The sequence below is a fragment of the Ornithinimicrobium pekingense DSM 21552 genome, assembly GCF_000421185.1.
Lineage (GTDB): Bacteria > Actinomycetota > Actinomycetes > Actinomycetales > Dermatophilaceae > Ornithinicoccus > Ornithinicoccus pekingensis.
In genome coordinates this window covers 183003-205995 of record NZ_ATWJ01000014.1, presented here as the reverse complement: position 1 = coordinate 205995, position 22993 = coordinate 183003, and the positions used below count along the sequence as shown (strand labels likewise).

The 22993-nt window shown below is 71.9% G+C and carries 20 protein-coding genes; 10 read left to right on the top strand and 10 right to left on the bottom strand.

Annotated elements, in window-relative coordinates; all coding sequences use genetic code 11:
* Positions 1–100: 100 nt before the first annotated feature.
* Positions 101–529, bottom strand: a complete 429-nt coding sequence (locus tag K330_RS0116675; protein ID WP_022922953.1) for a DUF1761 domain-containing protein — start codon at positions 527–529, stop codon at positions 101–103.
* 132 nt (positions 530–661) lie between these two features.
* On the opposite strand from K330_RS0116675, the gene K330_RS22010 reads away from it, so the two are divergent.
* Entirely contained in the window at positions 662–1540 is an 879-nt protein-coding gene (locus K330_RS22010) for a polysaccharide deacetylase family protein (RefSeq protein ID WP_229665732.1), read from the top strand.
* A gap of 39 nt (positions 1541–1579) precedes the next feature.
* Here K330_RS22010 and K330_RS0116665 read toward each other — a convergent pair whose 3' ends face one another.
* The 6 genes from K330_RS0116665 to K330_RS0116640 are packed head-to-tail and all read right to left on the bottom strand — an operon-like array spanning position 1580 to position 8513.
* A complete protein-coding gene (locus K330_RS0116665) occupies positions 1580–3085 on the bottom strand; it encodes a glycoside hydrolase family 3 N-terminal domain-containing protein (protein WP_022922951.1) in 1506 nt (501 codons plus the stop codon).
* Between the two features lie 5 nt (positions 3086–3090).
* A complete protein-coding gene (locus K330_RS0116660) occupies positions 3091–3915 on the bottom strand; it encodes a carbohydrate ABC transporter permease (RefSeq protein ID WP_022922950.1) in 825 nt (274 codons plus the stop codon).
* Positions 3912–4817, bottom strand: coding sequence for a carbohydrate ABC transporter permease (locus K330_RS0116655; RefSeq protein ID WP_022922949.1), 906 nt, complete (start codon positions 4815–4817; stop codon positions 3912–3914). The genes K330_RS0116660 and K330_RS0116655 overlap by 4 nt, the downstream gene beginning before the upstream one ends.
* Positions 4814–6127 carry a sugar ABC transporter substrate-binding protein gene (locus K330_RS0116650; protein ID WP_022922948.1) on the bottom strand — a complete coding sequence of 438 codons (1314 nt, stop codon included), beginning with the start codon at positions 6125–6127 and terminating at the stop codon, positions 4814–4816. The genes K330_RS0116655 and K330_RS0116650 overlap by 4 nt, the downstream gene beginning before the upstream one ends.
* A 30-nt stretch (positions 6128–6157) precedes the next feature.
* Positions 6158–6895: a GntR family transcriptional regulator gene (locus K330_RS0116645; RefSeq protein ID WP_022922947.1), complete on the bottom strand. Its 738-nt coding sequence runs from the start codon at positions 6893–6895 to the stop codon at positions 6158–6160.
* A 13-nt stretch (positions 6896–6908) separates the two neighbouring features.
* The gene (locus tag K330_RS0116640; protein WP_022922946.1) at positions 6909–8513 is read right to left on the bottom strand and encodes a glycoside hydrolase family 10-like protein; all 1605 of its coding nucleotides are present in this window, start codon (positions 8511–8513) and stop codon (positions 6909–6911) included.
* A gap of 77 nt (positions 8514–8590) precedes the next feature.
* Between K330_RS0116640 and K330_RS23435 the strand changes: the two genes are divergently transcribed.
* The 3 genes from K330_RS23435 to K330_RS0116625 all read left to right on the top strand — a co-directional run bounded on the left by K330_RS23435 (position 8591) and on the right by K330_RS0116625 (position 12988).
* Positions 8591–10477, top strand: coding sequence for an N-acetylmuramic acid 6-phosphate etherase (locus tag K330_RS23435; RefSeq protein WP_156875856.1), 1887 nt, complete (start codon positions 8591–8593; stop codon positions 10475–10477).
* On the top strand, positions 10474–11649 hold the full coding sequence (locus tag K330_RS0116630; protein WP_022922944.1) for an anhydro-N-acetylmuramic acid kinase: 1176 nt from the start codon (positions 10474–10476) through the stop codon (positions 11647–11649). The genes K330_RS23435 and K330_RS0116630 overlap by 4 nt, the downstream gene beginning before the upstream one ends.
* A 112-nt stretch (positions 11650–11761) precedes the next feature.
* Positions 11762–12988, top strand: coding sequence for an amidohydrolase (locus K330_RS0116625; protein WP_022922943.1), 1227 nt, complete (start codon positions 11762–11764; stop codon positions 12986–12988).
* Positions 12989–13164: 176 nt separating this feature from the next.
* Here K330_RS0116625 and K330_RS0116620 read toward each other — a convergent pair whose 3' ends face one another.
* Positions 13165–14331: a M20/M25/M40 family metallo-hydrolase gene (locus tag K330_RS0116620; protein ID WP_022922942.1), complete on the bottom strand. Its 1167-nt coding sequence runs from the start codon at positions 14329–14331 to the stop codon at positions 13165–13167.
* A 42-nt stretch (positions 14332–14373) separates the two neighbouring features.
* On the opposite strand from K330_RS0116620, the gene K330_RS0116615 reads away from it, so the two are divergent.
* Entirely contained in the window at positions 14374–15768 is a 1395-nt protein-coding gene (locus K330_RS0116615; RefSeq protein ID WP_022922941.1) for a UTP--glucose-1-phosphate uridylyltransferase, read from the top strand.
* Positions 15769–15788: 20 nt separating this feature from the next.
* Here K330_RS0116615 and galK read toward each other — a convergent pair whose 3' ends face one another.
* Together galK and K330_RS23965 are read right to left on the bottom strand one after the other, a co-directional pair.
* Positions 15789–16961: a galactokinase gene (gene galK / locus K330_RS0116610; RefSeq protein ID WP_022922940.1), complete on the bottom strand. Its 1173-nt coding sequence runs from the start codon at positions 16959–16961 to the stop codon at positions 15789–15791.
* Positions 16962–16971: 10 nt separating this feature from the next.
* Entirely contained in the window at positions 16972–18339 is a 1368-nt protein-coding gene (locus tag K330_RS23965; protein WP_040658342.1) for an aminotransferase-like domain-containing protein, read from the bottom strand.
* Positions 18340–18393: 54 nt separating this feature from the next.
* Between K330_RS23965 and K330_RS23960 the strand changes: the two genes are divergently transcribed.
* From K330_RS23960 to K330_RS0116580, 5 genes are read left to right on the top strand one after another with little or no spacing between them, the layout of a single operon-like run.
* Positions 18394–19407, top strand: coding sequence for a substrate-binding domain-containing protein (locus tag K330_RS23960; RefSeq protein ID WP_169448602.1), 1014 nt, complete (start codon positions 18394–18396; stop codon positions 19405–19407).
* Entirely contained in the window at positions 19404–20222 is an 819-nt protein-coding gene (locus K330_RS0116595; RefSeq protein WP_022922937.1) for a nitrilase-related carbon-nitrogen hydrolase, read from the top strand. Before K330_RS23960 ends, K330_RS0116595 begins: the two co-directional genes overlap by 4 nt.
* Positions 20223–20226: 4 nt before the next feature.
* Entirely contained in the window at positions 20227–21177 is a 951-nt protein-coding gene (locus tag K330_RS0116590; RefSeq protein WP_022922936.1) for an ABC transporter substrate-binding protein, read from the top strand.
* Positions 21177–22118 carry an amino acid ABC transporter permease gene (locus K330_RS0116585; protein ID WP_022922935.1) on the top strand — a complete coding sequence of 314 codons (942 nt, stop codon included), beginning with the start codon at positions 21177–21179 and terminating at the stop codon, positions 22116–22118. The genes K330_RS0116590 and K330_RS0116585 overlap by 1 nt, the downstream gene beginning before the upstream one ends.
* Positions 22115–22888, top strand: coding sequence for an amino acid ABC transporter ATP-binding protein (locus K330_RS0116580; protein WP_022922934.1), 774 nt, complete (start codon positions 22115–22117; stop codon positions 22886–22888). Before K330_RS0116585 ends, K330_RS0116580 begins: the two co-directional genes overlap by 4 nt.
* Positions 22889–22993: the final 105 nt, after the last annotated feature.

Below are 22993 nucleotides of genomic sequence, written 5' to 3'. Positions count from 1 at the left end.
TCTGGGGCTCTCCGGGTCGTCCCGTGATGGTCGTCACGTGGGACTCGGGAGCTGTCCCGACTCTCACGTGACGGTGCGGCGCCGTCGGCGTCGGCACCACTCAGCCGGGCGGCAGCAGGCCGATGACCAGCGCCATCGCCAGCACCGTCACGAGACCGTTGAGCAGCGTGTATGGCGTGACGCGGAAGCCGCGCGGGTCGAACCCGTCGTGCACCACGACGCGGGCGGCGGTGAAGCCCAACCACAGGACCACGCCTGTGACCAGGGCGTTGACCAGGAAGGACCCGCCGTAGAATTCGTAGGACAGCCACGTCGCGCCGGCGAGCACCCAGGCGGTGACGAAGCTGGCGAGGACGACCACGCCGTAGACCCAGCTGCCCGCACCTGCGGCGACCGACTCCTCGTCGTGCTCGATCGCGCGCATCCAGCGGCTGCCCATGACCTTCGGGTGGTAGTAGACGAAGCCCACCACCATGGAGGCGACGACGGCGCCGGCGACGGCCAGGTAGCTGATCTCGGGAACGGTCACGAGCGCAGCATACGGGCCGGTCAACCGGCGTATCCTGGCCTTGGGGCCGTCCACGAGGAAGTGATGACGATGGGCCCGCAGGAGGCACGACGACCCACCCGGTCACGGGGGTCGCGACACGCGGTCACGGCCGTGGTCCTGGCCCTCGGGCTGGTGCTGACGGGGTGCGGTGGGGACGGCGAGGGTGTGGACGGCGGCGACGCGGTGGCCCCGACGAGCTCGGCGCCCGCGGCGACGGTCACGCCCACGCCTGCGCCGCCGCATACCTCCGAGCCGACCGGGACAGCGACGCCGACGCCCTCGCCGACACCGACACCCACGACGTCGACGCCAACGGCTCCCGTCCCGCCCGCGTCCGACCTCGTCGACGCGTGGTGGGGGCTGGACGTCGAGGCCTTCGACACGCAGCGCCGGGTCGTCGCCCTGACCTTCGACGGCGGGGCCTCGAACGCCGCGGTGACGGACATCCTCGCGACGCTGGCCGAGGAGGACGTGCCCGCCACCTTCTTCGTCACCGGCACCTTCGCGCGGACCTACCCCGACAGCGTCCGGGCGATGGCGCGCGGCGGCCACCCGGTGGGCAACCACAGCGACACCCACCCCTCGTTCCCGGACTCCACGAACGAGCAGATCCGGGCCGAGCTCAGCGCCGCGGAGGCGTCGATCTCCGCGCTGACCGGCACCACGACGCAGCCGCTCTTCCGGTTCCCCTTCGGCGACCGCACCCCGTTGGACATCGAGGTCGTCAACGAGGCGGGCTACGTCCCGGTCCGGTGGACCGTCGACACGCTGGGGTGGAAGGGCACCACGGAGGGCATCACCACGGCCCTCGTGCGCCGGCGCGTGCTCGACACCCTCCGCCCGGGGCAGGTCGTCCTCATGCACGTCGGAGCCCACCCCGAGGACGGCTCGACGCTCGACGCGGACGCGCTGCCCGGGATGATCGAGGACCTGCGGGAGGAGGGCTACGGGTTCGTCACCGTGCCGGAGCTGCTGGCGGAGGGGCGCTGACCGGGACGTCAGGCACCATGCCCGCTGACCGGGGCGTGACTAGTGGCGGCTCCTGGTGTCCTGGCCGGCAGACGCCAAGGTCTCTGCTGCGGCCGTCGCGCTGGCCCTGCCGCCGCCGAAGGTGCGCACGACCCATCGCGCCGGAAGATCCGCCGGCAGGTCCCGGATGCCTGCGTGCACGACGGCAGCCGCTTGCGCCACGGCGTCCCGTACCAGCGGGTCGGAGAGGTCCGAGTGGTCGTCCGTGACCAGGACAACCGGGGCCCCACCCTCGTGCGGCGCCGCGCCGGCCAGGCTCGACAGGTCCGGCACCGTACGCCCGCCGAGCCGCTCCGCGAGCACCTGGAGCATGACCTCCTGACGTGCGCCGCTGGCGATGTTGCCGGCCGCGCTGGCCCCGACGACGAGGGGCGCCGTGAGCCGTGCGGGAGCTCCGCTGCTGCGGACAGCCCGGCGGGCGGCGTCGAGGCCGACCGTCTCCCCGGCTCCGGACACTCCGTCAGCCGGCGGGGCACCCCTGGTGGGTGCGCCCCGCCGACCGGCCTGCCGGAGCCCGAGAGCGCGGACACGGGCGGCCGCCTCGGTGAGCCGCTCCGCGGCGAGCTCGCCCACCTCGACCGAGCGCACCAGCGCGTCGACCAGGTCCAGGACGTCCTGCCGCGCGTCGTAGTCACCGGGGAAGACCGGGTTGCCGACGCAGACCAGGTCGACGCCGGCCACGAGCGCCAGGACCGCGGCACGGGCCCGGCCGACCGTGCCCGCCACCGCCTCCATGTCGATGGCGTCCGTGCACACCACACCGGTGAAGCCGAGGTCCTCGCGCAGCATCCTGACCAACGCCGGGTTGAGGGTGGCCGGCAGCGGGCCGTGCTCCGGCACGACCAGGTGACCGGTCATGACGACGTCCACCCCCGCCTCGACCGCGGCGCGGAAGGGCACGAGCTCGCGCGACCGGAGCAGGTCGGCCGGCACCTCGAGGGTGGGCAGCGTCAGGTGGGAGTCCTGGCGGGTCGACCCGTGGCCCGGGAAGTGCTTGGCGCACGACAGGACGCCGGCCTCGCGCAACCCCGCCACCGTGGCCGCCACGTGCCGGGCCGCCAGCTGCGGGTCGGCGCCGAAGGACCGGACGCCGATGACCGGGTTCTGCGGCTCGGTGTTGACGTCCGCCACCGGCGCGGCGCCGAGGTCGATGCCCGCGGCGGTCAGCCTGCTGCCGAGCCCCGCGGCCACCGAGCGGGTCGTCCCGACGTCGTCGACGACGCCCAGCGCCCACGCACCCGGCCAGGGCGAGCCCTCCTGGTGGTTCAGACGGGTGACGGTGCCGCCTTCCTCGTCGGCGCAGACCAACGCGTGCGGGGCTGCGTCGTGGACCCGGCCCGTCAGCTCGCGGCACTGCGCGGCGTCGGTGATGTTGTGCCCGAAGAGCCACACTCCCGCCAGGCCCTCGCCCAGCAGGCCCGACAGCCAGGCCGGCAGCTCGGTGCCGACGAACCCCGGTGTGAGCACGCCCAGGGCGGCGGTGCGCAGCTCCTCGCGTGACGGCATACCCCTCATCCCTTGGTCGCCCCCGACATGAGCCCGGAGGACAGCCGCGACTGCACCGCCACGAAGAAGAGCAGCACGGGCATCGTGATGAGCGTCGACGCGGCCATCACCGAGCCCCAGTCCGTGCCGCCGCGGGTGAAGAAGGTGCGCAGGCCCACGGCAGCGGTGTACTTGTCGCCGTCGCTCATGAAGGTGAGGGCGAAGATGAACTCGTTCCAGGCCAGGATGAAGCTGAACACGCTGACGGCCACCAGCCCCGGGGCCACCAGCGGGAAGAGCACCCGCCAGAACATCTGCCACCAGGAGGCGCCGTCGAGGTATGCGGCCTCCTCCAGCTCCACGGGTATGCCGGCCACGAAGCCGCGCAGGGTCCAGATGGCGAAGGACAGGCTGAAGGCGATGTAGATGACCGACAGCCCGAGCAGGCTGTTGAGCAGCCCGAGCGTCTTGGCCTGCAGGAACAGGGGGATCACCAGGGCCTCGATCGGGATCATCTGGATGATGAGGATCATCATGAGGATCTTGGTCCGCCCGCTGAACCTGAACCGGGCGACCGCCACCGCGGCGAAGAGGGCCAGCAGCCCGCTGGCGACCACGGTGACGAGCGCCACGACCAGGGAGTTCATCAGGTAGGTGGGAAAGCTCGACCGTTCCAGGACCGTCACGAAGTGCTCGAGGCTGAAGCCCGAGGGGATGACGCTGCGCCGCCCGGAACCCGCCCCGGGGTCGAAGGCACGGGTCACCATCACCCAGACCGGGAACAGGCTGAACACGACGATGGCCAGCGAGGCGAGCGTCAGGCCGGCGATCTGCAGGGGACTCTTCCTCACAGCTCCTCCTCGCGGAACAGGGTGCGCAGGTAGATGACGGTGACGGCGAGCAGCAGCAGCGTGAGCAGGACCGCGATCGCGGCGCCCATCCCGTAGTTGTTCTGCGACATCGCGGTGACGTAGGACCACGTGCCGAGGTTGAGCACGCTGCGGTTGGCCCCGTCCCCGCCGGGCATGAGGTAGATCTGGGTGAAGACCTTGAAGTCCCAGATCGTCGACAGGATGGTCACGATCGCGAAGACCGGCTTGAGCAGCGGGAGCGTGATCTGCCGGAACCGTTGCCAGGCGGTCGCCCCGTCGATCATCGCCGCCTCGTGCAGCTCCTGGGGGATCGTCGTCAGACCGGCCAGCACCGTGACCGCGACGAACGGGAACCCGTGGTGCACGACGTTGAGCGTGGCGATCGCGTAGAACCACCCGCGGTCGGAGAAGAGGTTCTGCGTCGCCAGGTCGATGAGTCCCGCCTGGGCGAGCAGCCCGGTGAGGAAGCCCTCGCGCGCGTCGAAGAGGTAGACCCAGACGTAGGTTCCCGTCACGGCCGGAACGGCCCAGGCGGCCATGATCGCCATCGTCACGAGGGTGCGCCAGACGCCGCTGAGCTGGTGCAGGACCAGCGCGATGAGGGTGCCGACGACCACGGTGAGCACCACGCAGGCCGCGGCGAAGACGACCGTGTTCGGCAGCGCGATCCGCCACAGCCGCTCGTTGGTGAGCACTGCGACGTAGTTGTCGAGGGCGATGAACTCGGCTCCGCCGCGGACCAGCTCGCGCAGGCCGAAGTCCTGCAACGACAGGACCACGACCCGCACGATCGGCCACAGGAGCAGGACGCCGAGGACGAGCAGGGTCGGCGCGAGCAGCCACCACGGCCGCCGCGCCGACCCCAGGGACGGTGCGCTCACGAACCGAAGATCTCGTTCATCTCGTCCGCCGCGGTCTGGGTGGCCTCCTCGACGGTGGCGTCACCGCTGAGCAGGGTGCCCATCATGGCCGGCAGCACCTGGGCGCCCTCGACCTGGCCCCACATCGGCGTCACGGGCAGCGTCTTGCTGGCGTCCTTCATCTGGGTGGCGAAGGGTGCCACCAGCGGGTCGTCGGCCTCCTCCAGCTCGCTGAGCAGGTCGTTGGTGCCGGGGAAGAAGCCGGTCTGCTCGCCCCACTTCTGGGCGAACTCACCGGAGGTCATCATCTCCACGAACTGCCAGGCCAGGTCGGGCTGGTCGGTGGTCTCGAAGACGCTCAGGTGCGACCCGCCGGCGAAGCTGGGCGCCATACCGCCGTCCTGGCCGGGGATCGGCACGACGCCGAGCTTGCCCTCCAGGTCGGCGTTGGCCTCGATGATCGACTTGGGGGTCCAGGACCCGCTGATGATCATCGCGGCGTCCTCCTGGGCGAAGGCGTCCCGGGTGTCCGCCTCGTTCCAGGTGCTCGCCGCGGGGGTGGACAGCCCGTGCTCGTCGACGAGGCTGACCAGGTAGTCCAGGCCCTCCCGGGACTCGGCGGAGTCCAGGCCGGAGGTCCACGTGTCACCCTCCTGCACGGCGACCTCGCCGCCGGCGCCCCAGATGAAGGGGGTGGTGGTGTGCACGGACGCGGGGACGGGGAAGGGGATGACGTCCGGGTCCGCCTCCTTCAGGGCCGTACCGACCTCGACGAGCTCGTCCCAGGTGGTCGGGGCCTCCACACCGGCGGCCTCGAGCATCTCGGTGTTGTAGACGAGGCTGCGCACACCGGCGTACCAGGGAGCGCCGTAGACCGACTCGTCGAGGGTGCCGGCCTCCATGAGGCTGGGCAGGTACTGCTCGGCCAGGCCCGCCTCGCCGATCTGGTCGGAGAGGTCCATGAGGGCGCCCGCGTCGCCGAACTCCGGCGTCCACGTGGTGCCGACCTCGGCGACGTCCGGGCCGGTGCCACCCGCGATGGCGTTGGTGAACTGGTCGTGGGCGGAGGCCCACGGGACGAACTGGACGTCGAGGGTGGCCCCGGTCTGCTCCTCGAAGGCCGTGCTGACCTCCTCGAAGAACGGCGTGGCGTCGGGGTTGGTGCCCTCCATGATCCAGACGGTCAGCGCGTCGCCGCCGCCCTGGCCGCCGGCGGTGCCCTCGGCGCCGTCGCCGCCGTCCTCGGTGGCGTCTCCGCCGCAGGCGGTGAGCACCAGGCTGGCTCCGGCCACCAGGGCCAGGAGACGCGTGCTGCGGGTGGTGCGTGACATGGTGTGTGTCCTCTCGGTTCGGACCGGCGCTCAGCCGGTGGTCTGGGGGTTGCGGGGGTTGAGGTCGACGACGATCCGGTAGCGGTCGCCGCGGTAGACGGAACGGACGAACTCGACCACCCTTCCGTCCTGCACGCGGGAGGTGCGCTCGAACAGGAAGGCTGCGGACCCGGGCTGGGTATGGAGCAGCTCGGCCTCCTCGACGGTGACCAGATGGGGCTCGACGGACTGGGTGCCGGAGGCGATGAGCAGGCCGTAGCGGGACTCCAGCAGCGTGTAGAAGGAGGAGTCCTCGAGGTCGTCCCCGGTGAGCCCGGGCACGAGGTCCGCCGGGACGTGCAGGTCCTCCAGCGCCATCGGTTCCCCGTCGGCCGTGCGGACCCGTCGCACGTGCAGGGTCATCGCGTTGGGCCGGATCTGCAGGACGGAGGCGAGCATCATGCCCGCGGGCCGGAGCCGGGCGAGTGCGGTGTGCGCGCCCGGGACCATGCCGCGCGAGCGCATGTCGGTGGAGAAGGAGGTCGCGGACAGCTGCTGGTCCACACGCGGCGGCGCCACGAACGTCCCGGCCCCCGGCCGCCGCAGCAGCCGGTGCTCCGCGACGAGCGCGTCGACGGCACGGCGCAGCGTCATCCGCGCCACCCCGATCCGGGCCGCGAGCTCGCGCTCGGCCGGCAGCGGCTCACCCGGGTGCATCTGGGCGATGAGGTCCTCCAGCTGCACCCGGACGTGGTCCGACTTGCGCCCGCGCGCCTCCTCCACCGTCATGCGTGTCTCCGCCTCACAGGCTGCGGCTGGGGCGCGAGGGTGCGCTCTGGGTGTTGTCGTCAGCCAGCGTGGTGACCACGTAGACGTCGCCCGGACGGCCGTCCGGGTCCACCCAGGTCGTGGTGCCGTGCCCGACGACCGCGACGAGGTTGTCGGCCTCGACCGCCGCGCAGGCGTCCACGTGGCCGCTGCGGCCGGGCGCGTCGACACCGCGCACCCGGTAGACGGCACTGTCGGCGGCCGGGCCGCGCTGGTTCCAGCGCACCTCGGTGCCGCCGTCGACCGCCTCCACGGACACGCCCAGCGGCGCGACCGCCGTGGGCGCGCTGCCGGCATCGGTGACCGGCGGCAGCGCCGGGCGGGGGTAGTGCTCAGCCTGCAGCAGCGACCAGTGGTCGAGACGGTTCGCCCGGACGTCCTTGGCCGAGAAGTACACGTCACCGGTGACGTTGGCGTAGTCCTCGTTGAGGTCGAGGTGGCGCACCATCTCCTCCGGGTCGGCCCACTCCGGCGACTGGGTCGACGTGCCGACCTTGTAGGTGGCCTGGCCGATCCACAGGGCTGTGTCGCTGCCCTCGGCGACCTCGTCCCACCACGGGACGAGCACGTCGTAGGCGGCCGGCGCGAACCCGATGGCCCAGTAGACCTGCGGCAGGATGTAGTCGACCATGCCCTGCTCGGTCCACAGCTTCGTGTCGGCGTAGAGGTCGTCGTAGGTCTGGGCGCCGGCCGTCGTGGCCGAACCCTCGGGGTCGGTCGAGCTGTTGCGCCACACCCCGAACGGGCTCACGCCGAAGGACACCCAGGGCTTGGTCGCCTGGATCCGGGTGTCGAGGTTCTGGATCAGGGTCGTGACGTTGTCGCGGCGCCAGTCGCCGATGTCGTCGTACCCCTCGCCGTAGGTCGCGAAGGTCTCGGCGTCCGGGAACTCCTCGCCGACCACGGGGTAGGGGTAGAAGTAGTCGTCGAAGTGGACACCGTCGATGTCGTAGCGCTCGACGGCCTCCATGATGACCGCCTCGGTGTGCTCACGTGCCGCGGGCACGCCCGGGTCGTAGTAGAGCTTGCCGCCGTACTCGACGACCCACTCCGGGTGCTGGCGCGCGGGGTGGTCCTCGGCCAGCACGGACGGGTCCGTGCCCGTCAGGGTGATGCGGTAGGGGTTGAACCAGGCGTGGAAGTCCAGCCCGCGCCGGTGGGCCTCGTCGACGGCGAAGGCCATGGGGTCCCAGCCGCCGAAGTCCGCGCCCTGCTCACCGGTGATCCAGTGGCTGCTCGGCTCGAGGTCGGACGGCCAGAAGGTGTCGGCCGTGGGCCGCACCTGCACGAAGACGCTGTTGAGGCCGGCGGCCGCCGCGTCGTCGTACCACGCGGTGAGCTCGGCCTGTGCCTCCTGCGGGCTCAGCCCGGGCCGCGAGGGCCAGTCGATGTTGGCGACGGAGGCGATCCAGGTGCCCCGCATCTCGTGCAGCGGGTGGGTCGCCTCCGGCACGCAGGTAGGGCTCGCGCCCGGAGGGGCTGCGGGGCCCGGTGCGGCGTGGCCGGTGGCTGCAGCGCCCAGGCCGAGGGCCGCGGCGGCGACCAGGGTGGCGGTACGGGAGAGTGGGATCCTCGTCATCGTTCGTCACGTCCTCGTGTCGGAAGTTAGACCGCTGGTGCTAGACCAACGGTCCACAGTATTGGCATACTGCGCGAGTGCTGTCAACGACGTGGACGATGATCGCGGTGGACCTGGGCAAGACCGGCTGCCGGCTGAGGGCGAGCGGCCCCGACGGACGCACCCGCGAGGGCGCGGGCCCGGGAGCGGTGGGGCTGGCTGCCGCGGACGGGGTGCAGCAGGTGTGCCGCGCCGTCGACGCGGCCGCTCGAGACGCCGGCCTCGGCGCCGCGGACCGGGCCGAGGTGCTGGTCGTGGGACTGGTCGGCTACCACGCGGCCTCCGCCCGGCGGGACCAGCTCGGACAGCGGCTGCTGCGGCGCTGGGCGTCGCAGGTGGTGCTCACCGGTGACGTCGCGACCACGCACGTCGGGGCGCTCGGTGGCCGACCGGGCGCGGTGGTCGCGGCCGGCACAGGGGCTGTCGCCCTCGCGGTGGACGACGCCGGAAGGTCCGCGGTGCGCGACGGGTGGGGCTTCCTCCTCGGGGACGACGGCAGCGGGTATGCGGTGGGCCGGGACGGGCTTCGTGCCGCCCTGCTGCACGTGGAGGGCCGCCCCGGGGGGTCAGCAGCACTGGCGGGCAGGGCGCGAGACCGATACGGAGACCTGGCGTCCTTGCCCTCGGTGGTCCACTCCGCCGCGCATCCGTCCCGGTTGGTGGCCGGGTTCGTCCCCGACGTCGTGGCGGCGGCACGGGAGGGGGACGGCGTGAGCGCCGGCATCCTCGAGGAGGCGGGCCGGGCCCTGGCCCGGACGGGGCTGGCCGCCCGGGCCGCGGTGGACGCCGCCCTGCCGCTGTGCCTGGCGGGTGGGCTGGTCGGCGCCGGGGCCCCGCTGACCACGTCCTTCGCGCAGGCGGTGGGCGGTGAGGTGGTCGCGCCCCGCGGCGGTGCGCTGGACGGTGCCGTGCGGCTGGGCGAGATGGTGCGGGCGGGTGAGGTCCCGGCATACCTGCAGGACCTGCTCAGCGTCCATGGCGACGGGGGCGCCGGGCCGGTGTCCCTCACCGGTGATCTCGACGAGCTCAGCACCGAGGGGGTCCGCCTGGACCTCATGGACCTGGAGGAGCGCGGCACGGAAGCCGTGCTCCGCGAGCTGTGGAGCGCCGAGGCCACCGTGGTGCCGGCCCTGCTCGAGCTCGTGCCCCACGTCGCACCCGTGGTCGACGCTGTCGTCGAACGGCTGCGGCGCGGCGGGCGGATGTTCTACGTCGGGGCGGGCACACCGGCACGGTTGGCCTTCGTCGACGCCTCCGAGCTGCCGCCGACGTACGGCACGGACAGGTCGCTCGTCGTGGCCCTGCCGGCCGGGGGCACGGAGTCGTTCCTGGCCGCCAAGGAGGGCGCGGAGGACGACCGGGCTGCGGGTCGATCGGTCGTGGAGGATGCCGGGGTCGGTGCCGACGACGTCGTGGTGGGCCTGACGGCCTCCGGCCGGACCCCCTTCGTCGTCGCCGCGCTGCAGGAGGCCGGACGACGAGGAGCGCTCACCGTGTCCTTCGCCGGCAACCGGGACGCCGAGGTGTCGCGGTGGGCCCAGCACGCGCTCGAGGTGGAGACCGGCCCGGAGGTGATCAGCGGCTCGACCCGGCTCAAGGCGGGCACGGCGCAGAAGCTGTTCCTCAACGCGTTGTCGACCACCACGATGGTCGGGCTCGGCAAGACCTACGGTCCGTACATGGTCGACATGCAGGCCTCCAACGATAAGCTGCGCGAGCGGGCCGTCCGCATGGTGCGGCAGGTGACCGGGTGTCCTCGGGCGCGCGCCGAGCAAGCGCTGGAGGAGGCCGGCTGGCACACCAAGACGGCGCTGCTGATGGTGCTGCAGGACCTCGGCGCCGGGCGGGCAAGGGAGGCTCTGCACCGCGCGGAGGGCTCGGTCCGTGAGGCCCTCCGCGTGATGGACGGGGAGGAGCGGCCGTGATCGTCCTGGGTATGGGGTCGGGCACCTCGGTCGACGGGGTCGACGTGGCCGTCCTCGAGCTCGGTCTCGTCGACGGGACCGTGGAGGCCAGGGTGCTCGGCACCCGTTCCCACCCCTACGACCCGGCCCTGAGGAGCGCGGTGCTGGCGGCGTTCCCTCCCGGGCGTGTCGGCATGCAGGAGGTGTGCCGCCTGGACACCCGGCTGGGCCAGGCCTTCGCCGAGGCGGCGGTCGCGACCGCGCGGGCCGTCCTCGGTGACCGGCCCGTCGACCTGGCCGCCTCGCACGGGCAGACGGTCTTCCACGACGTGGTCGAGGGTCGGGTGGCGGGGACCCTGCAGCTTGGCCAGCCGGCCTGGATCGCCGAGGCGACCGGTGCGCCGGTCGTGTCCGACCTGCGGGTGGCCGACGTCGCCGCGGGCGGGCAGGGAGCGCCGCTGGCGAGCACCTGGGACGCCCTGTGGCTCGGCGGGACCCTACGCACACGGGTGGCGCTCAACCTCGGCGGGATCGCCAACGTGACGGTCGTGCCGCCGTCGGGACCGCTGGTGGCCTTCGACACCGGCCCCGCCAACGCGCTGGTCGACGCGGTGGTCGGGTGGCGCACCGGCGCGGCCCTGGACCGCGACGGCGCCCTCGCCTCGAGCGGGACGGTTGACGACGAGCTGCTGGCCCTGCTCCTCGACGACCCCTACTACTCCCTGGAGCCTCCGAAGACCACGGGCAAGGAGCACTACAACCTGGGGCTCGTGCAGCGCGCTCTCCAGCGGCTGGGCCGCGATGTCGGCACCGCAGACCTGGTCGCGACGGTGACCGAGCTCACCGCGGTGACGGTCGCCGGAGCGGTCACGGGCTTCCGTCCCGCGGAGGTCGTCGTCAGCGGTGGTGGGGCCAGCAATCCCGCGCTCTTGGCCCGCTTGCGCGTCGCGCTCGACCCGGCCGGGACCGAGCTCGTGACCAGCGACGCCTACGGGGTGCCGCCGGACGACAAGGAGGCGTGCCTGTTCGCCCTCCTCGGCTTCCTGACGTGGCACGGACTGCCGGGGACTCATCCGGCGGGCACCGGCGCGCGGGTGGGCAGGATCTCCGGACGCATCACCCCGGGGCACGGTCCGCTGCGGATGCCCGAACCGGCCCGGACGACGCCCCGCGCCCTGCGGCTGCTGGGCTGAGCGGCCGGCACGCCTGCTGACACGGCCCGGTGGGATGGCGCACGATGGGTCGACAGGCCAGCGCGGGACGGCCGTGCCTGGCACCGCATACCTGTGCACCCGAAGGAGACCCATGGCACTGGCTGCCGCTCTCACCCAGGACCTCGACGGCAACCTCGCGGCGCTGGTCGAGCTCTACCAGGACTTCCACCGCGCCCCCGAACTGTCGATGCAGGAGCACGCGACCGCGGAGAAGATCAAGGGCCTTCTGGACGAGCGGGGCTACGAGACGTTCGTGTGCGGCGGCACGGGCGTCGTCGCCACCCTGCGCAACGGGGACGGGCCGGTGGTCGCCTACCGCGCCGACACCGACGGCCTGCCGATCCAGGAGGACACCGGGGCCGACTTCGCCTCCACGGCCAGGGGGACGCTGCCCGACGGCACCGACGTGCCGGTGATGCACGGCTGCGGCCACGACACGCACATCACCGTCGCCCTGGAGACCGCACGGCTGCTGGCCGAGCACCGCGACCTGTGGGCCGGCACCGCGGTGTTCCTCTTCCAGCCGGGGGAGGAGACCTCCGCCGGCGCTGCGGCGATGCTCGAGGACGGGCTGTGGGACAGGGCGCCGAAGCCCTCGGCGGTCTTCGGCCAGCACGTGTGGCCGGCCACCGCCGGGACCGTGAACGTGTCGGTCGGCACCGCGATGGCGATGGCCGACTCGCTGGAGGTCACGGTCCGCGGCAGGCAGGCGCACGGCTCCCAGCCGGAGAGCTCGATCGACCCGGTCGTGCTCGGCGCCTTCATGGTGACCCGTCTGCAGACGGTGGTCTCCCGCGAGACGTCCGCGCGCGACATGCTCGTGCTGACGATCGCGACCTTCCACGCCGGGCTGAAGGACAACATCATCCCGGACAAGGCGGTCTTCACGATCAACATGCGCTCCTTCGACGAGGACGTGCGGGCCAGGGCGCTCGCCGCCGTCGAGCGGATCGTCCGGGCCGAGGCCGTGGCCGCCGGTGCCCCCGAGCCGGAGATCCGCCGGATGTACGACTTCCCGCGGTGCTACAACGACCCCGAGCTCACCCGCTCGCTCATCGAGTCCTTCCGTGAGGAGCTGGGGCAGGACGCGGTCACCGAGGCCCCGCCGGTCACCGGGTCGGAGGACGTGGGGCGCTTCGGCGACGCCATCGGGGTGCCCTACACCTACTGGTTCTTCGGCGGCCACCGGGCGGAGTCGGTCGAGGCAGGCGTGCCGGGCAACCACTCACCGATGTTCCTGCCGGACGACGTGGGGACGGCCCTGCGCACCGGGGTGCGGGCCGCGCTCACGGCGCTGGTGGGTCAGCTGGGGCGCTGACCGGCCCACGGGTGCTTCTCCGGGCGTGCGCAACCGCCCGCGAGGGGTATGGAGTGCGAGACCTGCGCGATTGCACACGCCGGTAGAGACGCCGAGGCGGGGTGGGACGCAGGCCACTGCGCCGCTGCGGACCTCAGAGCCCGGCGTGGACTGCCCGCTGAGGGCTCAGGCCCCCGTCACCCCCGTGCCTCGGTGGCGAGCAGCTCCACGATCCCGGCCATCAGCGCGGTCTGCCGCGGGAGGCCGCTGACCGTGATGTGCTCGTGGCGGGCGTGCGGACCGGCGCCGATGCCGCCGAGCCCGTCGATGACCGGCAGCCCGAGGGCGGCGACGAAGTTGCCGTCGCTCGCGCCGCCGACCGCCTGGGTCCCGACCGTCTCGCCGAGGTCGGCAGCGGTGCGCCGCACCAGCTCGAGGATCTCCTCGGTGCGGGGGCTCGGGTTCATCGGCGGACGGTTGTGGTCGACCACCACCTCGAGCGTGCACCGGCTGTCGCTGACGGCCAGCGCCTCCAGGGCGTCGGCGACGCGGCGCGCCTCGTCCGGGTCCTGGACGCGCACGTCCACCTCGCAGGTGGCCACACCCGCCACGACGTTGCGCCCGCTGCCGCCGGTGACGACACCCACGTTGACGGTCGTGCCGCGCTCGCGGTCGGCCAGCGCCACGACGGCGGGGATCAGGCCGGCCAGCTCGTGCACCGCGCTGGCACCGGCGTCGGGGTCGAGCCCGGCGTGCGACTCGACGCCGCGGACCGTCAGGTCGGCGAAGACCATGCCCTTGCGCTGCACCTTGACGTCCCCCGCCGCGCTCGGCTCGGGGATGAGCGTGACCAGCGACTCCGCGGCAGCGGCCTCGATGTGCGGCCGTCCGGCCACAGACCCGATCTCCTCGTCGCCGGTGAGCAGGAGGCGGACCGACGGGTGGGGGACATCCAGCTCGCGCAGCGCCCGCAGCATCCACACGGCCTGGACGATGCCGGCCTTCATGTCCAGGACCCCCGGCCCGGTGAGGACGTCGCCGTCCCGGGTGAGCGGCCAGCAGGCGACCGTGCCCTCGGGCCAGACCGTGTCGTAGTGGCACAGGACCAGCACGGTGCCCACCAGGCCGGGGGACCCGGCCCAGGTGAGGTCCAGCACGTCCCCCCGCGACCCGCCGTCGTGCTGCACCCGGGCGGCGGGCGCACCGAGCCGCTCCACGGCATACCTCTCGATCTCCGGCAGCGCCGCCTCGAGCAGGTCGCGGCGGTTGCTGGGCGTCTCGAGGCGCACCAGCCGGTCGAGGTCGGCGACCATCTCCTCGACATGAGCCTGGGTGTGGTCGTGGACGGCAGCGGCACGGGTCATCGGGCCATTGTGACGGCCGGGCGGTCGTGCCAGGGTGGGCCGGTGACCGAGCACCCCGTGGCACCCGGCCTGGCGCAGGCCCTCGAGCTGATGACCGACGCCGGAGTGGCGCGCCCCGCCCGGGAGGCCTTCGCGCGGCACTACCGCGACCTGGAGGAGGGCGTGACCGGGATCGTCCGGGAGTCGACCATCGCCCCGCTGCAGGACCCTCCGCTGCTGGCCGACGTGAACGTCGACCCCGAGGCGCAGGACGAGGCGCTCGCGCGCACCGCCGTCGTCCGGCTCAACGGCGGGCTGGGGACCTCCATGGGCCTGTCCGCCCCGAAGTCCCTGCTGCCGGTCCGGGGCGAGCTGACCTTCCTCGACCTCGCGGTGCGGCAGGTCCTCGCCCTGCGCGAGCGGACGGGAGCGCGGCTGCCCCTGATCTTCCTCGACTCGTTCAGCACCCGGCGGGACACCCTCGCGCACCTGGAGCGCTACCCCGAGCTGGCCGTCGACGACCTCCCCGTCGAGGTGCTGCAGAGCCAGGAGCCCAAGCTGCGCGAGGACGACCTGACCCCGGTGTCGTGGCCGGCCGACCCGCGGCTCGAGTGGTGCCCGCCCGGGCACGGTGACCTCTACCCGGCGCTGTTCACCGCCGGCCTGGTCGACCGGCTGCTGGACTCCGGCTTCGACCAGCTCCTCGTCGCCAACATCGACAACGTCGGCGCCGTCCCCGACGGCCGCGTCGCCGGCTGGTTCGCGCAGACCGGCGCCGGGTATGCCGCCGAGGTGTGCCCCCGCACGCCCATGGACCGCAAGGGCGGCCACCTCGCGCGACGGCGGTCGGACGGCCGGCTCGTGCTGCGCGACACCGCGCAGACCGCCGAGGAGGAGATGCACCTCTTCACCGACGAGACCCGCCACCCGTGGGTGCACTGCAACAACCTGTGGTTCCGCCTCGACCGGCTGCGCGACCTGCTCGCCGAGCACGGGGGCAGCCTGCCCCTGCCGGTGATCCGCAACCGCAAGACCGTGGACCCGACCGACAGCGGCTCCACCCCCGTCGTCCAGGTCGAGAGCGCGATGGGCGGGGCGGTCGAGCTGGTGGACGACGCGGTCGCGCTGGGGGTGACCCGCGAGCGGTTCCTGCCGGTCAAGACCACCAACGAGCTCATGCTGCTGCGCTCCGACGTCTACGAGCTCACCGACGACCTGCGGCTGGACGCGGTCCGGACGCCTGCGCCCGTCGTCACCCTCGCCAAGGAGCACTACGGCCACCTCGGTGACTTCGACGCCCGCCTCCCCTCCGGTATGCCGTCGCTGCGCGAGGCGCGCTCGCTCACCGTCGAGGGGGACTGGACCTTCGGCCGCGACGTGACGGTCCGCGGCGACGTGACGCTGGGGCCCGAGGGAGGCAGCGTCGAGGACGGTGCGGTGCTGGACGGGACCACCTGAGCGCCGGGGTGCGGCCGCCCTCAGCCGGTGACGGGCCCCGCCGGGCCACCGGCGTGCTCGAGCACCAGGAACGCCGGCTCACCCAGTCCGCCGGTGGCGAAGGCGTCGCGCACGGAGCGCTCGGTCACCTCGAGCGCGTCCGCGCGCACCAGGGCGACGGCCGAGCCCCCGAAACCGCCGCCGGTCATCCGCGCCCCGAGCGCGCCGGCCTGCAGCGCGGCGGTCACCGCGGTGTCGAGCTCCACGCAGGAGACCTCGTAGTCGTCGCGCAGCGAGTCGTGCGAGGCGCAGAAGAGGCGCCCGACCTCCTCGACGTCGCCCGCGCGCAGGGCGTCGACGCACCCGCGGACGCGCGCGATCTCGGTCACCACGTGCCGGACCCGGCGTCGGGTCTCGGCGTCCGCCAGCCGGGCGAGCGCGGCGTCCAGGCCCGCCGGGTCGACCTCGCGCAGCGTGCTCACGCCCAGCTGCTCCGCGGCTCGCTCGCAGGAGCGGCGGCGCGACTCGTACTGCCCGTCCACGAGGGCGTGCGTGGCCCTCGTGTCGACGACCAGGAGCGCCAGCCCGTGCCGCTCCAGGTCCAGCGGCACCTGCTCGGCTGACCCGTCGCGGAAGTCGAGCAGCAGCGCGTGACCCTCCCGGGCCCGCAGGCTGACCGCCTGGTCCATCCCCCCGGTCGGCGCGCCCGCGATCTCGTTCTCCGCGCGCTGGCAGGCGGCCGCCAACCGGGCCCGGCCGGCGTCGTCCCCGAGCAGCCCGAGCCCGAAGAGCCCGTCGGCAGCCGCCGCGACCGACGCCTCCAAGGCCGCCGAGCTCGACAGCCCGGCACCCATCGGCACCGTGGAGGTGACGGCCAGGTCGGCACCGGCCACGGCCAGCCCGTCCTCGCGCAGCGCCCACAGCACCCCCGCGACGTAGGCCGCCCAGCCCGTCACGCCGTCGGAGCCGACGTGGTCGAGGTCGACCTCGACGACGTCACCGGGCAGGTCGAGGGAGACCATCCGCACGAGTGTGTCCTCGCGCCGGGCGGCGGCCACGGTGGTGCGCACCTCCAGCGCCACGGGCAGGCAGAGCCCGCCGTTGTAGTCGGTGTGCTCGCCGATGAGGTTGACCCGTCCCGGCGCCTGCCACAGACCGTCCGGCCTGCGCCCGAAGGTCGTGCTGAAGGTGTCGACGAGGTCGTCGGAAGGCATGGTGTGGAGTTTACGGTTGGTGCGTCGCAAGACGACCGGGCTGGCGGAGGTGGGGCATGCTCACCGCGGGCATGACCCGGTCGAGGACAGGCCACGCCTCCTCGGTCAGCCGCGACGTCGACATCCTGATGCGATCCGGCGGCCGGGAGGCGTAGAACAGGTGGGCTCCGAGCGACGGAACCCCATGAGCGGCGAGCGTCACGACGGCGCGGCGCTCGTTGGGCACCTGCAGCCACACGTCGAGCAGCCCTCGTCCTGAGACGGCCTCCCGGAGGGCATACCTGTCCAAGAACGCCTCGCGGCGTTGGTGGTACTCCGACCTGGCAGCCTCCACCGTGTGCCATGCCGCCGGGTCCTCGAGCATTCGCGCGAGGGCGTCCTGGAGCAGCCGGCTGGCCCACCTGGCGCCGAATTCCCAGTAGCTGGAGATCTGCTCGACCTCGAGCTCGCCGCCCTCGATGATGGCCAGCCGCAGGTCAGGACCGTGGGACTTGGAGAACGAGCGGACGAAGACGTGGCGCCGGTCGCGACGGCGCTGGGCGAGGCTCTCCGGTGGTTCGGTGGACAGGAAACCGATGCCGTCGTCCTCGACGGTGATGAGGTCACTGTCTCGCAGCATGTCCGCGATGTCGTCTGCCCGCTGGGCGCTCATCGCACTTCCATCGGGGTTGTGGATGCCGGGCTGCAGGACAAGCACAGTGGGCTTGCGGGCCAGTGCCTGCTCGAGGTCGTCCAAGCGGATGCCCTCGTCGTCCCGGCCGACGAAGACCGGACGGCAGCCCACGTGCTCGAGGGAGTCGAGAATGCGTGGCGGCGACGGTTCCTCCACGACGACGTTGTCGCCCGGACGGACGAAGGTGCGCAGGCTCATGAGTAGCCCCTCGTAGCCGCTGCTCAGGGCGGCGAAAGCCTCTCCCGGGTAGGGCCAGTGTTCACGAGCGGCTCGCTCGAGGGGTTCGTGGATGGCGATCCGGCGGTACTCGTGCAGGTCCGGGACGTCGCGTGGTCGCAGGTATGCCGCCACGTCGGGCAGCAGGGCAGGGTCCGGCACCGACAGGCCCAGCTCCAGCCTGGCGGTCACGTCGAAGGCGCCTTCCGAACCGTAGCGGCGCGGATGGGGCGTCTGAGGGCCGAGCACCGTCGTGCCGGCTCTTCCGCGTCCCTCGACCGAGCCGAACTGCTTGAGCGTCCCCCACGCGGACGAGACGGTCGCCGGGCTGACGCGGAGGTGCGCGGCGAGGTCGCGGACGCTGGGCAACCGGGTGCCCGGGCGCAGCTCGCCGGAGTTGATGAGCTGCGCGACCTCGCTCGCGATGCCCTGGGCGCTGCGGTCCCGGATCGACGATGCCAGCCACTGGGCCGGGACCTCATGTTCCATGGGCCCAATGTACAAGAACATAAAGCCTTGTGTTACCGCTGACGCTGAACTTAGGTGGGTCGGGATCCGAACCACCGACCGAGGGAGAGCGAACCGGTGAAGACCGTCACACTGGCTATGCGCGACTGGGGCTGGCTGACTCCCCTCGTGCTGGGCGAGATCGACCCCGGACCGCTGCGGGCGCAGGGCGTGCAGCTCGCGATCGAGCGCGTCCAGACCCTGCCGGGGCCGGGTGAGCGCGACCGCTTCGATGTCGCCGAGACGTCGCTGAGCCGGCATGTGATCGACACAGTCTCGGGTTCGGTCGACGCGGTGGGGGTCCCATACTTCGCCATGCAGGCCTTCCGCAGCCGCTGCGTGCTGGTCCGGGAGGACACCCCCGCGCAGTCCGCCGCAGACCTCGACAACGGCCGTCTGGGGCTGACCGGCTGGCACGACAGCGGCAACATCTGGACCCGTGACGCCCTGCGGCACGACGGTCTGGACACCACCGGCGTACGGTGGTTCGCTGGACCGCTCTCGGCGGGCGGTCCGATCTACGACCGTCTCGGGCCGGGCAGAGCTCGCGACGACGTGTCCGACACGGGTGGGTCCACCCTGGTGGAACTGTTGTTGGCGGGGGTGCTCGACGGCGTGCTGACGCCGTTCATGCCTCCGGCGGTCTACGGCACGGACGCGCCGCTCCGCCCGCTGTACCCGGCGTCGACCGAGCCGGAGCTGCGCTACTACGCCGCGCGTGGCTACGTGCCCGGCATACATCTTCTGACCGCCGACCCGGCTCTGCCGGGCGGGGTGACAGCAGCCGTCGTGCAGGTGCTGGACGCGAGCAGGCAGGAGTGGCTCCGCCGGCGAGCCCGGATGCTGGACGACCCCGCCCTGGGTGCGGACACCGCGTACCAGCTACAGGCACGCCACCTGCGACCCGGCTGGGACAGCCCCGGGATCCAGGTGCACCGACGCATGATCGAGGACTTCCTCGATCTGCAGGTGGCTGACGGCATCATTCCCACGGCGCCGAGCCTGCACGACCTGTTCATGGACATCACCGACCTGGAGGAATCAGCATGAGGATCGCCGTAGGTCAGCTGAGGGTCGCCCGCGACCCGCAGGAGAACCTGAAGCGCATCGAGGACCTGACGGTACAGGCGGCCGGCGCCCGGGCTCGGCTCCTTCTCCTGCCCGAGGGGCTCATCTCGCGTGACGCCCAGGATCCTGACGCGACCCGGGCAGGGGCCCAGGACCCGGACGGTCCGTTTGTCTCCGAGCTGCTCGAGATCTCACGTCGGCACGGCATGGCACTCGCCGGCACCGTCCATCTCAAGCACGGGGACAAGGTGGTGAACGCCTTCCTCGTCGCTGATCGCGGGGCGTTGGCCGCACGCTACGACAAGCTGCACCTCTACGACGCCTTCAACGACAAGGAGTCCGACAAGGTGACCGCCGGGGACGACTACCCGCCGGTGGTCGAGATCGACGGTGTGCGACTCGGCCTCGTCACCTGCTACGACCTGCGCTTCCCCGAGCACTCGCGCCACCTCGCACTCAACGGTGCACAGGTCCTGCTCGTCTCCGCCGCATGGGTACGCGGGTCGCTCAAGGAGCACCACTGGATGACCCTGTGCACCGCCCGTGCCCTCGACAACACCGCATATGTGGTCGCCAGCGGGGAGATCTCCGAGCGCAACGTCGGGCTGAGCTGCGTGGTCGACCCGATGGGTCGCGTGATCTCGGCCGCGGCTGAGACGGAGGACCTCATCGTCGCCGACCTCGAACCACAGCGCGTCGCTGACGTGCGCGCCAAGCTGCCTGTCCTCGCCAACGCGCGGTTCGCCCCGCCCACGCTCCAGCCCTACCCCACCAGCACCCCGAACGAGAAGGAGTAACACCATGAGGATCACCACCACTGCACGTCTCGTCACCGCGCTCGCCGGGACGTCCCTGGCGCTCACCGCCTGCGGCTCCGACCCGGTCGAGCTCGACGAGCCCGGCGCCGAGGGCAGCACCGCCACGTCCGCCGGGTCCGTGCTGGACCGCCTTGACGAGGCAGAGGTCGACCGGATCCGGGAGATGGTGCCGCAGGAGTATGCCGATGCGGGCGAGATCACCGCCGTCAACTCGGGCTCCTTCCCGCCCTACATGATCGTCCAGGAGGACGGCACGGTCGAGGGCGCCAGCGCCGAGCTCGCGGACGCCGTGGGCGAGGTGTGGGGGATCGAGGTCAACCACGTCACCGCAGACGGCCTGTCGTCGATCCTCACCGGGATGTCCTCCGGCCGGTTCGACTTCGCCTTCGGGCCTGTCGGCGACTTCAAGGAGCGACAGGCGGAGAACGACTTCGTCGACTATGTGCAGGAGTTTGTCGTCTTCGCGGTCGAGCAGGGCAACCCTGAGGGCATCGAGGGCCTGGACACCACGTGCGGGCTGAAGATCGCCGTGCAGGCGGGTGGCAGCGCTGAGCGCGTCATCAAGGAGCAGTCGCAGAGCTGCGAGGACGGCGGCGAGGCACCCGTCGAGGTCATGAGCTTCAAGGACCAGCCGCAGTCCATCCTGTCGGTCCGTTCAGGTCGGGCCGACGCCTTCTTCTCCTCGCAGGCGCCCCTCACCTACTTCGTCGAGCAGAGCGAGGGTGAGCTCGAGCTCGCCGGCACCGGTCAGCAGAACGGTTTCGACACCCTTTACCAGGGAGCCGTCGTCGCCAAGGACTCTGACCTGGGCCCCCTGCTGCAGGAGACGCTCGCCGCCCTGTTCGAGGCCGGGGTCTACGACGACGTGATGACCGAGTGGAACCTGTCCGACAACATGATCGACGAGCCCGGCATGAACCTGGGGGTCTCGTGATGACAGCGGGCCGGCATCCGGACCCACCTGTCGACGTCGCCCGCGCCCGGACCCACCCGGACTGGACGCAGTGGGTCACCCGCGGCGTCGTCGCGCTGCTGGTCGCCATGCTGGCGCACCAGCTGGTGACCAACCCCAACTTCGAGTGGGACGTCGTCTTCGAGTGGCTCTTCGCGCCCTCCGTCCTGAGGGCCTTGTGGACCACCTTGTGGCTGGCCGCCGTGTCGATGGTCATCGGCGTGGTCCTCGGTGTGGTGTTCGCCGTCCTGAAGATGTCGGACAACCGGTTGCTGCGGTGGGTCGCGGACGCCTACCTGTGGTTCTTCCGCGGCACCCCCTTGCTGGTCCAGCTGATCTTCTGGTTCAACCTGGCAGCGCTGGTGCCGACGCTGGGGATCGGTATCCCGTTCGGCGGGCCGCAGCTCGCCTCCTGGGAGACCAACGACATCATCACCCCGCTCACGGCCGCCATCTTCGGGCTCGCTCTCAACGAGGGTGCCTACATGGCAGAGGTCATCCGTGGCGGCTTGCTCTCCGTCCCACGTGGCCAGCGTGAGGCGGCCAAGGCCTACGGCATGACGGAGTCGACGGCGCTGCGTCGCGTGGTGCTACCGCAGGCTATGCGCGCGATCATCCCACCCACGGGCAACCAGCTCATCAGCATGGTCAAGGCCACCGCCATGGTCTCCGTGATCGCGATGCACGACCTGCTCTATACCGTCCAGGCCGTCTACAACCGCACCTTCCAGACCATCCCCCTGCTGCTCGTCGCGGTGATCTGGTACTTGCTGGTCGTCTCGATCCTCAGTGTCATCCAGCATCACATTGAGGAGTACTACGGCAAGAGCGACAAGGCTGTGCGCGCCACCAGCGCCAAGAAGAAGGACCGTGATCAGGAAGAGCCTGCGCTCGAGACACCGCGGATTGAGGAGCGAGCATGAGCACCGGAACAGACGTCCTCGTCCGAGCCCGGGACGTGCACAAGAGCTTCGGAGACCTCGAGGTGCTCAAGGGCATCTCGATGGACGTACACAGGGGTGAGGTGATTGTCATCCTGGGCCCCTCCGGCTCGGGCAAGTCCACCTTCCTGCGCTGCATCAACAACCTGGAGACGATGCACGCAGGGTCGATCGCGGTGGACGGCACCTACATCGGGTACGAGGTGAAGGGTGGAGACCTCTTCCGGGCTCGCTCGAAGACGGCGGCGAGGCAGCGGGGCCAGGTGGGGATGGTCTTTCAGCAGTTCAACCTCTTCCCCCACATGACGGTCATGGAGAATCTCGTCGAGGCACCCGTCGTGGTCCATGGTGTTCCGCGCCAGGAGGCCGAGGAACGGGCCCGTCGGTTGCTCGGCATCGTCGGGCTGGCGGACCGGGAGACGTCGTACCCGTCCCAGCTGTCCGGGGGGCAGCAGCAGCGTGTGGCGATCGCCCGTGCGCTCGCCATCGAGCCCAAGCTGCTGCTTTTCGACGAGCCGACGAGTGCGCTCGACCCCGAGCTTGTCGGCGAGGTTCTCGCCACGATGCAGGACCTCGCCGAGCGCGGGCACACGATGATCGTGGTGACGCACGAGATCTCCTTCGCCAAGGCAGCTGCAGACCGCGTGTACTTCATGGACGACGGTGTCGTGGTCGAGTCCGGCCCGCCGGACCAGGTGCTGGAGAACCCGCAGCAGGAGCGCACGCGAGAATTCCTGCGCCGCTTTCTCTAGACCGGCGACGCGGACCCGACCCGTCCAGGACCAGCGTCCGACTGAGGCGCCGGAGGCCGTTCACGCGGTTCCGGCGCCTCAGTCGTGTGGTCTCCGCTCCCCAGG

What these genes read in the sequence shown, in the direction of transcription:
- K330_RS0116590 (WP_022922936.1), top strand. Translation starts at nt 20,227, where the DNA reads ATGAGGATCACCACCACTGCACGTCTCGTCACCGCGCTCGCCGGGACG.
- K330_RS0116640 (WP_022922946.1), bottom strand. Translation starts at nt 8,513, where the DNA reads ATGACGAGGATCCCACTCTCCCGTACCGCCACCCTGGTCGCCGCCGCG.
- K330_RS0116595 (WP_022922937.1), top strand. Translation starts at nt 19,404, where the DNA reads ATGAGGATCGCCGTAGGTCAGCTGAGGGTCGCCCGCGACCCGCAGGAG.
- K330_RS0116625 (WP_022922943.1), top strand. Translation starts at nt 11,762, where the DNA reads ATGGCACTGGCTGCCGCTCTCACCCAGGACCTCGACGGCAACCTCGCG.
- K330_RS0116620 (WP_022922942.1), bottom strand. Translation starts at nt 14,331, where the DNA reads ATGACCCGTGCCGCTGCCGTCCACGACCACACCCAGGCTCATGTCGAG.
- K330_RS0116665 (WP_022922951.1), bottom strand. Translation starts at nt 3,085, where the DNA reads ATGCCGTCACGCGAGGAGCTGCGCACCGCCGCCCTGGGCGTGCTCACA.
- K330_RS0116650 (WP_022922948.1), bottom strand. Translation starts at nt 6,127, where the DNA reads ATGTCACGCACCACCCGCAGCACGCGTCTCCTGGCCCTGGTGGCCGGA.
- K330_RS23965 (WP_040658342.1), bottom strand. Translation starts at nt 18,339, where the DNA reads ATGGAACATGAGGTCCCGGCCCAGTGGCTGGCATCGTCGATCCGGGAC.
- K330_RS0116645 (WP_022922947.1), bottom strand. Translation starts at nt 6,895, where the DNA reads ATGACGGTGGAGGAGGCGCGCGGGCGCAAGTCGGACCACGTCCGGGTG.
- K330_RS0116585 (WP_022922935.1), top strand. Translation starts at nt 21,177, where the DNA reads ATGACAGCGGGCCGGCATCCGGACCCACCTGTCGACGTCGCCCGCGCC.
- galK (WP_022922940.1), bottom strand. Translation starts at nt 16,961, where the DNA reads ATGCCTTCCGACGACCTCGTCGACACCTTCAGCACGACCTTCGGGCGC.
- K330_RS0116580 (WP_022922934.1), top strand. Translation starts at nt 22,115, where the DNA reads ATGAGCACCGGAACAGACGTCCTCGTCCGAGCCCGGGACGTGCACAAG.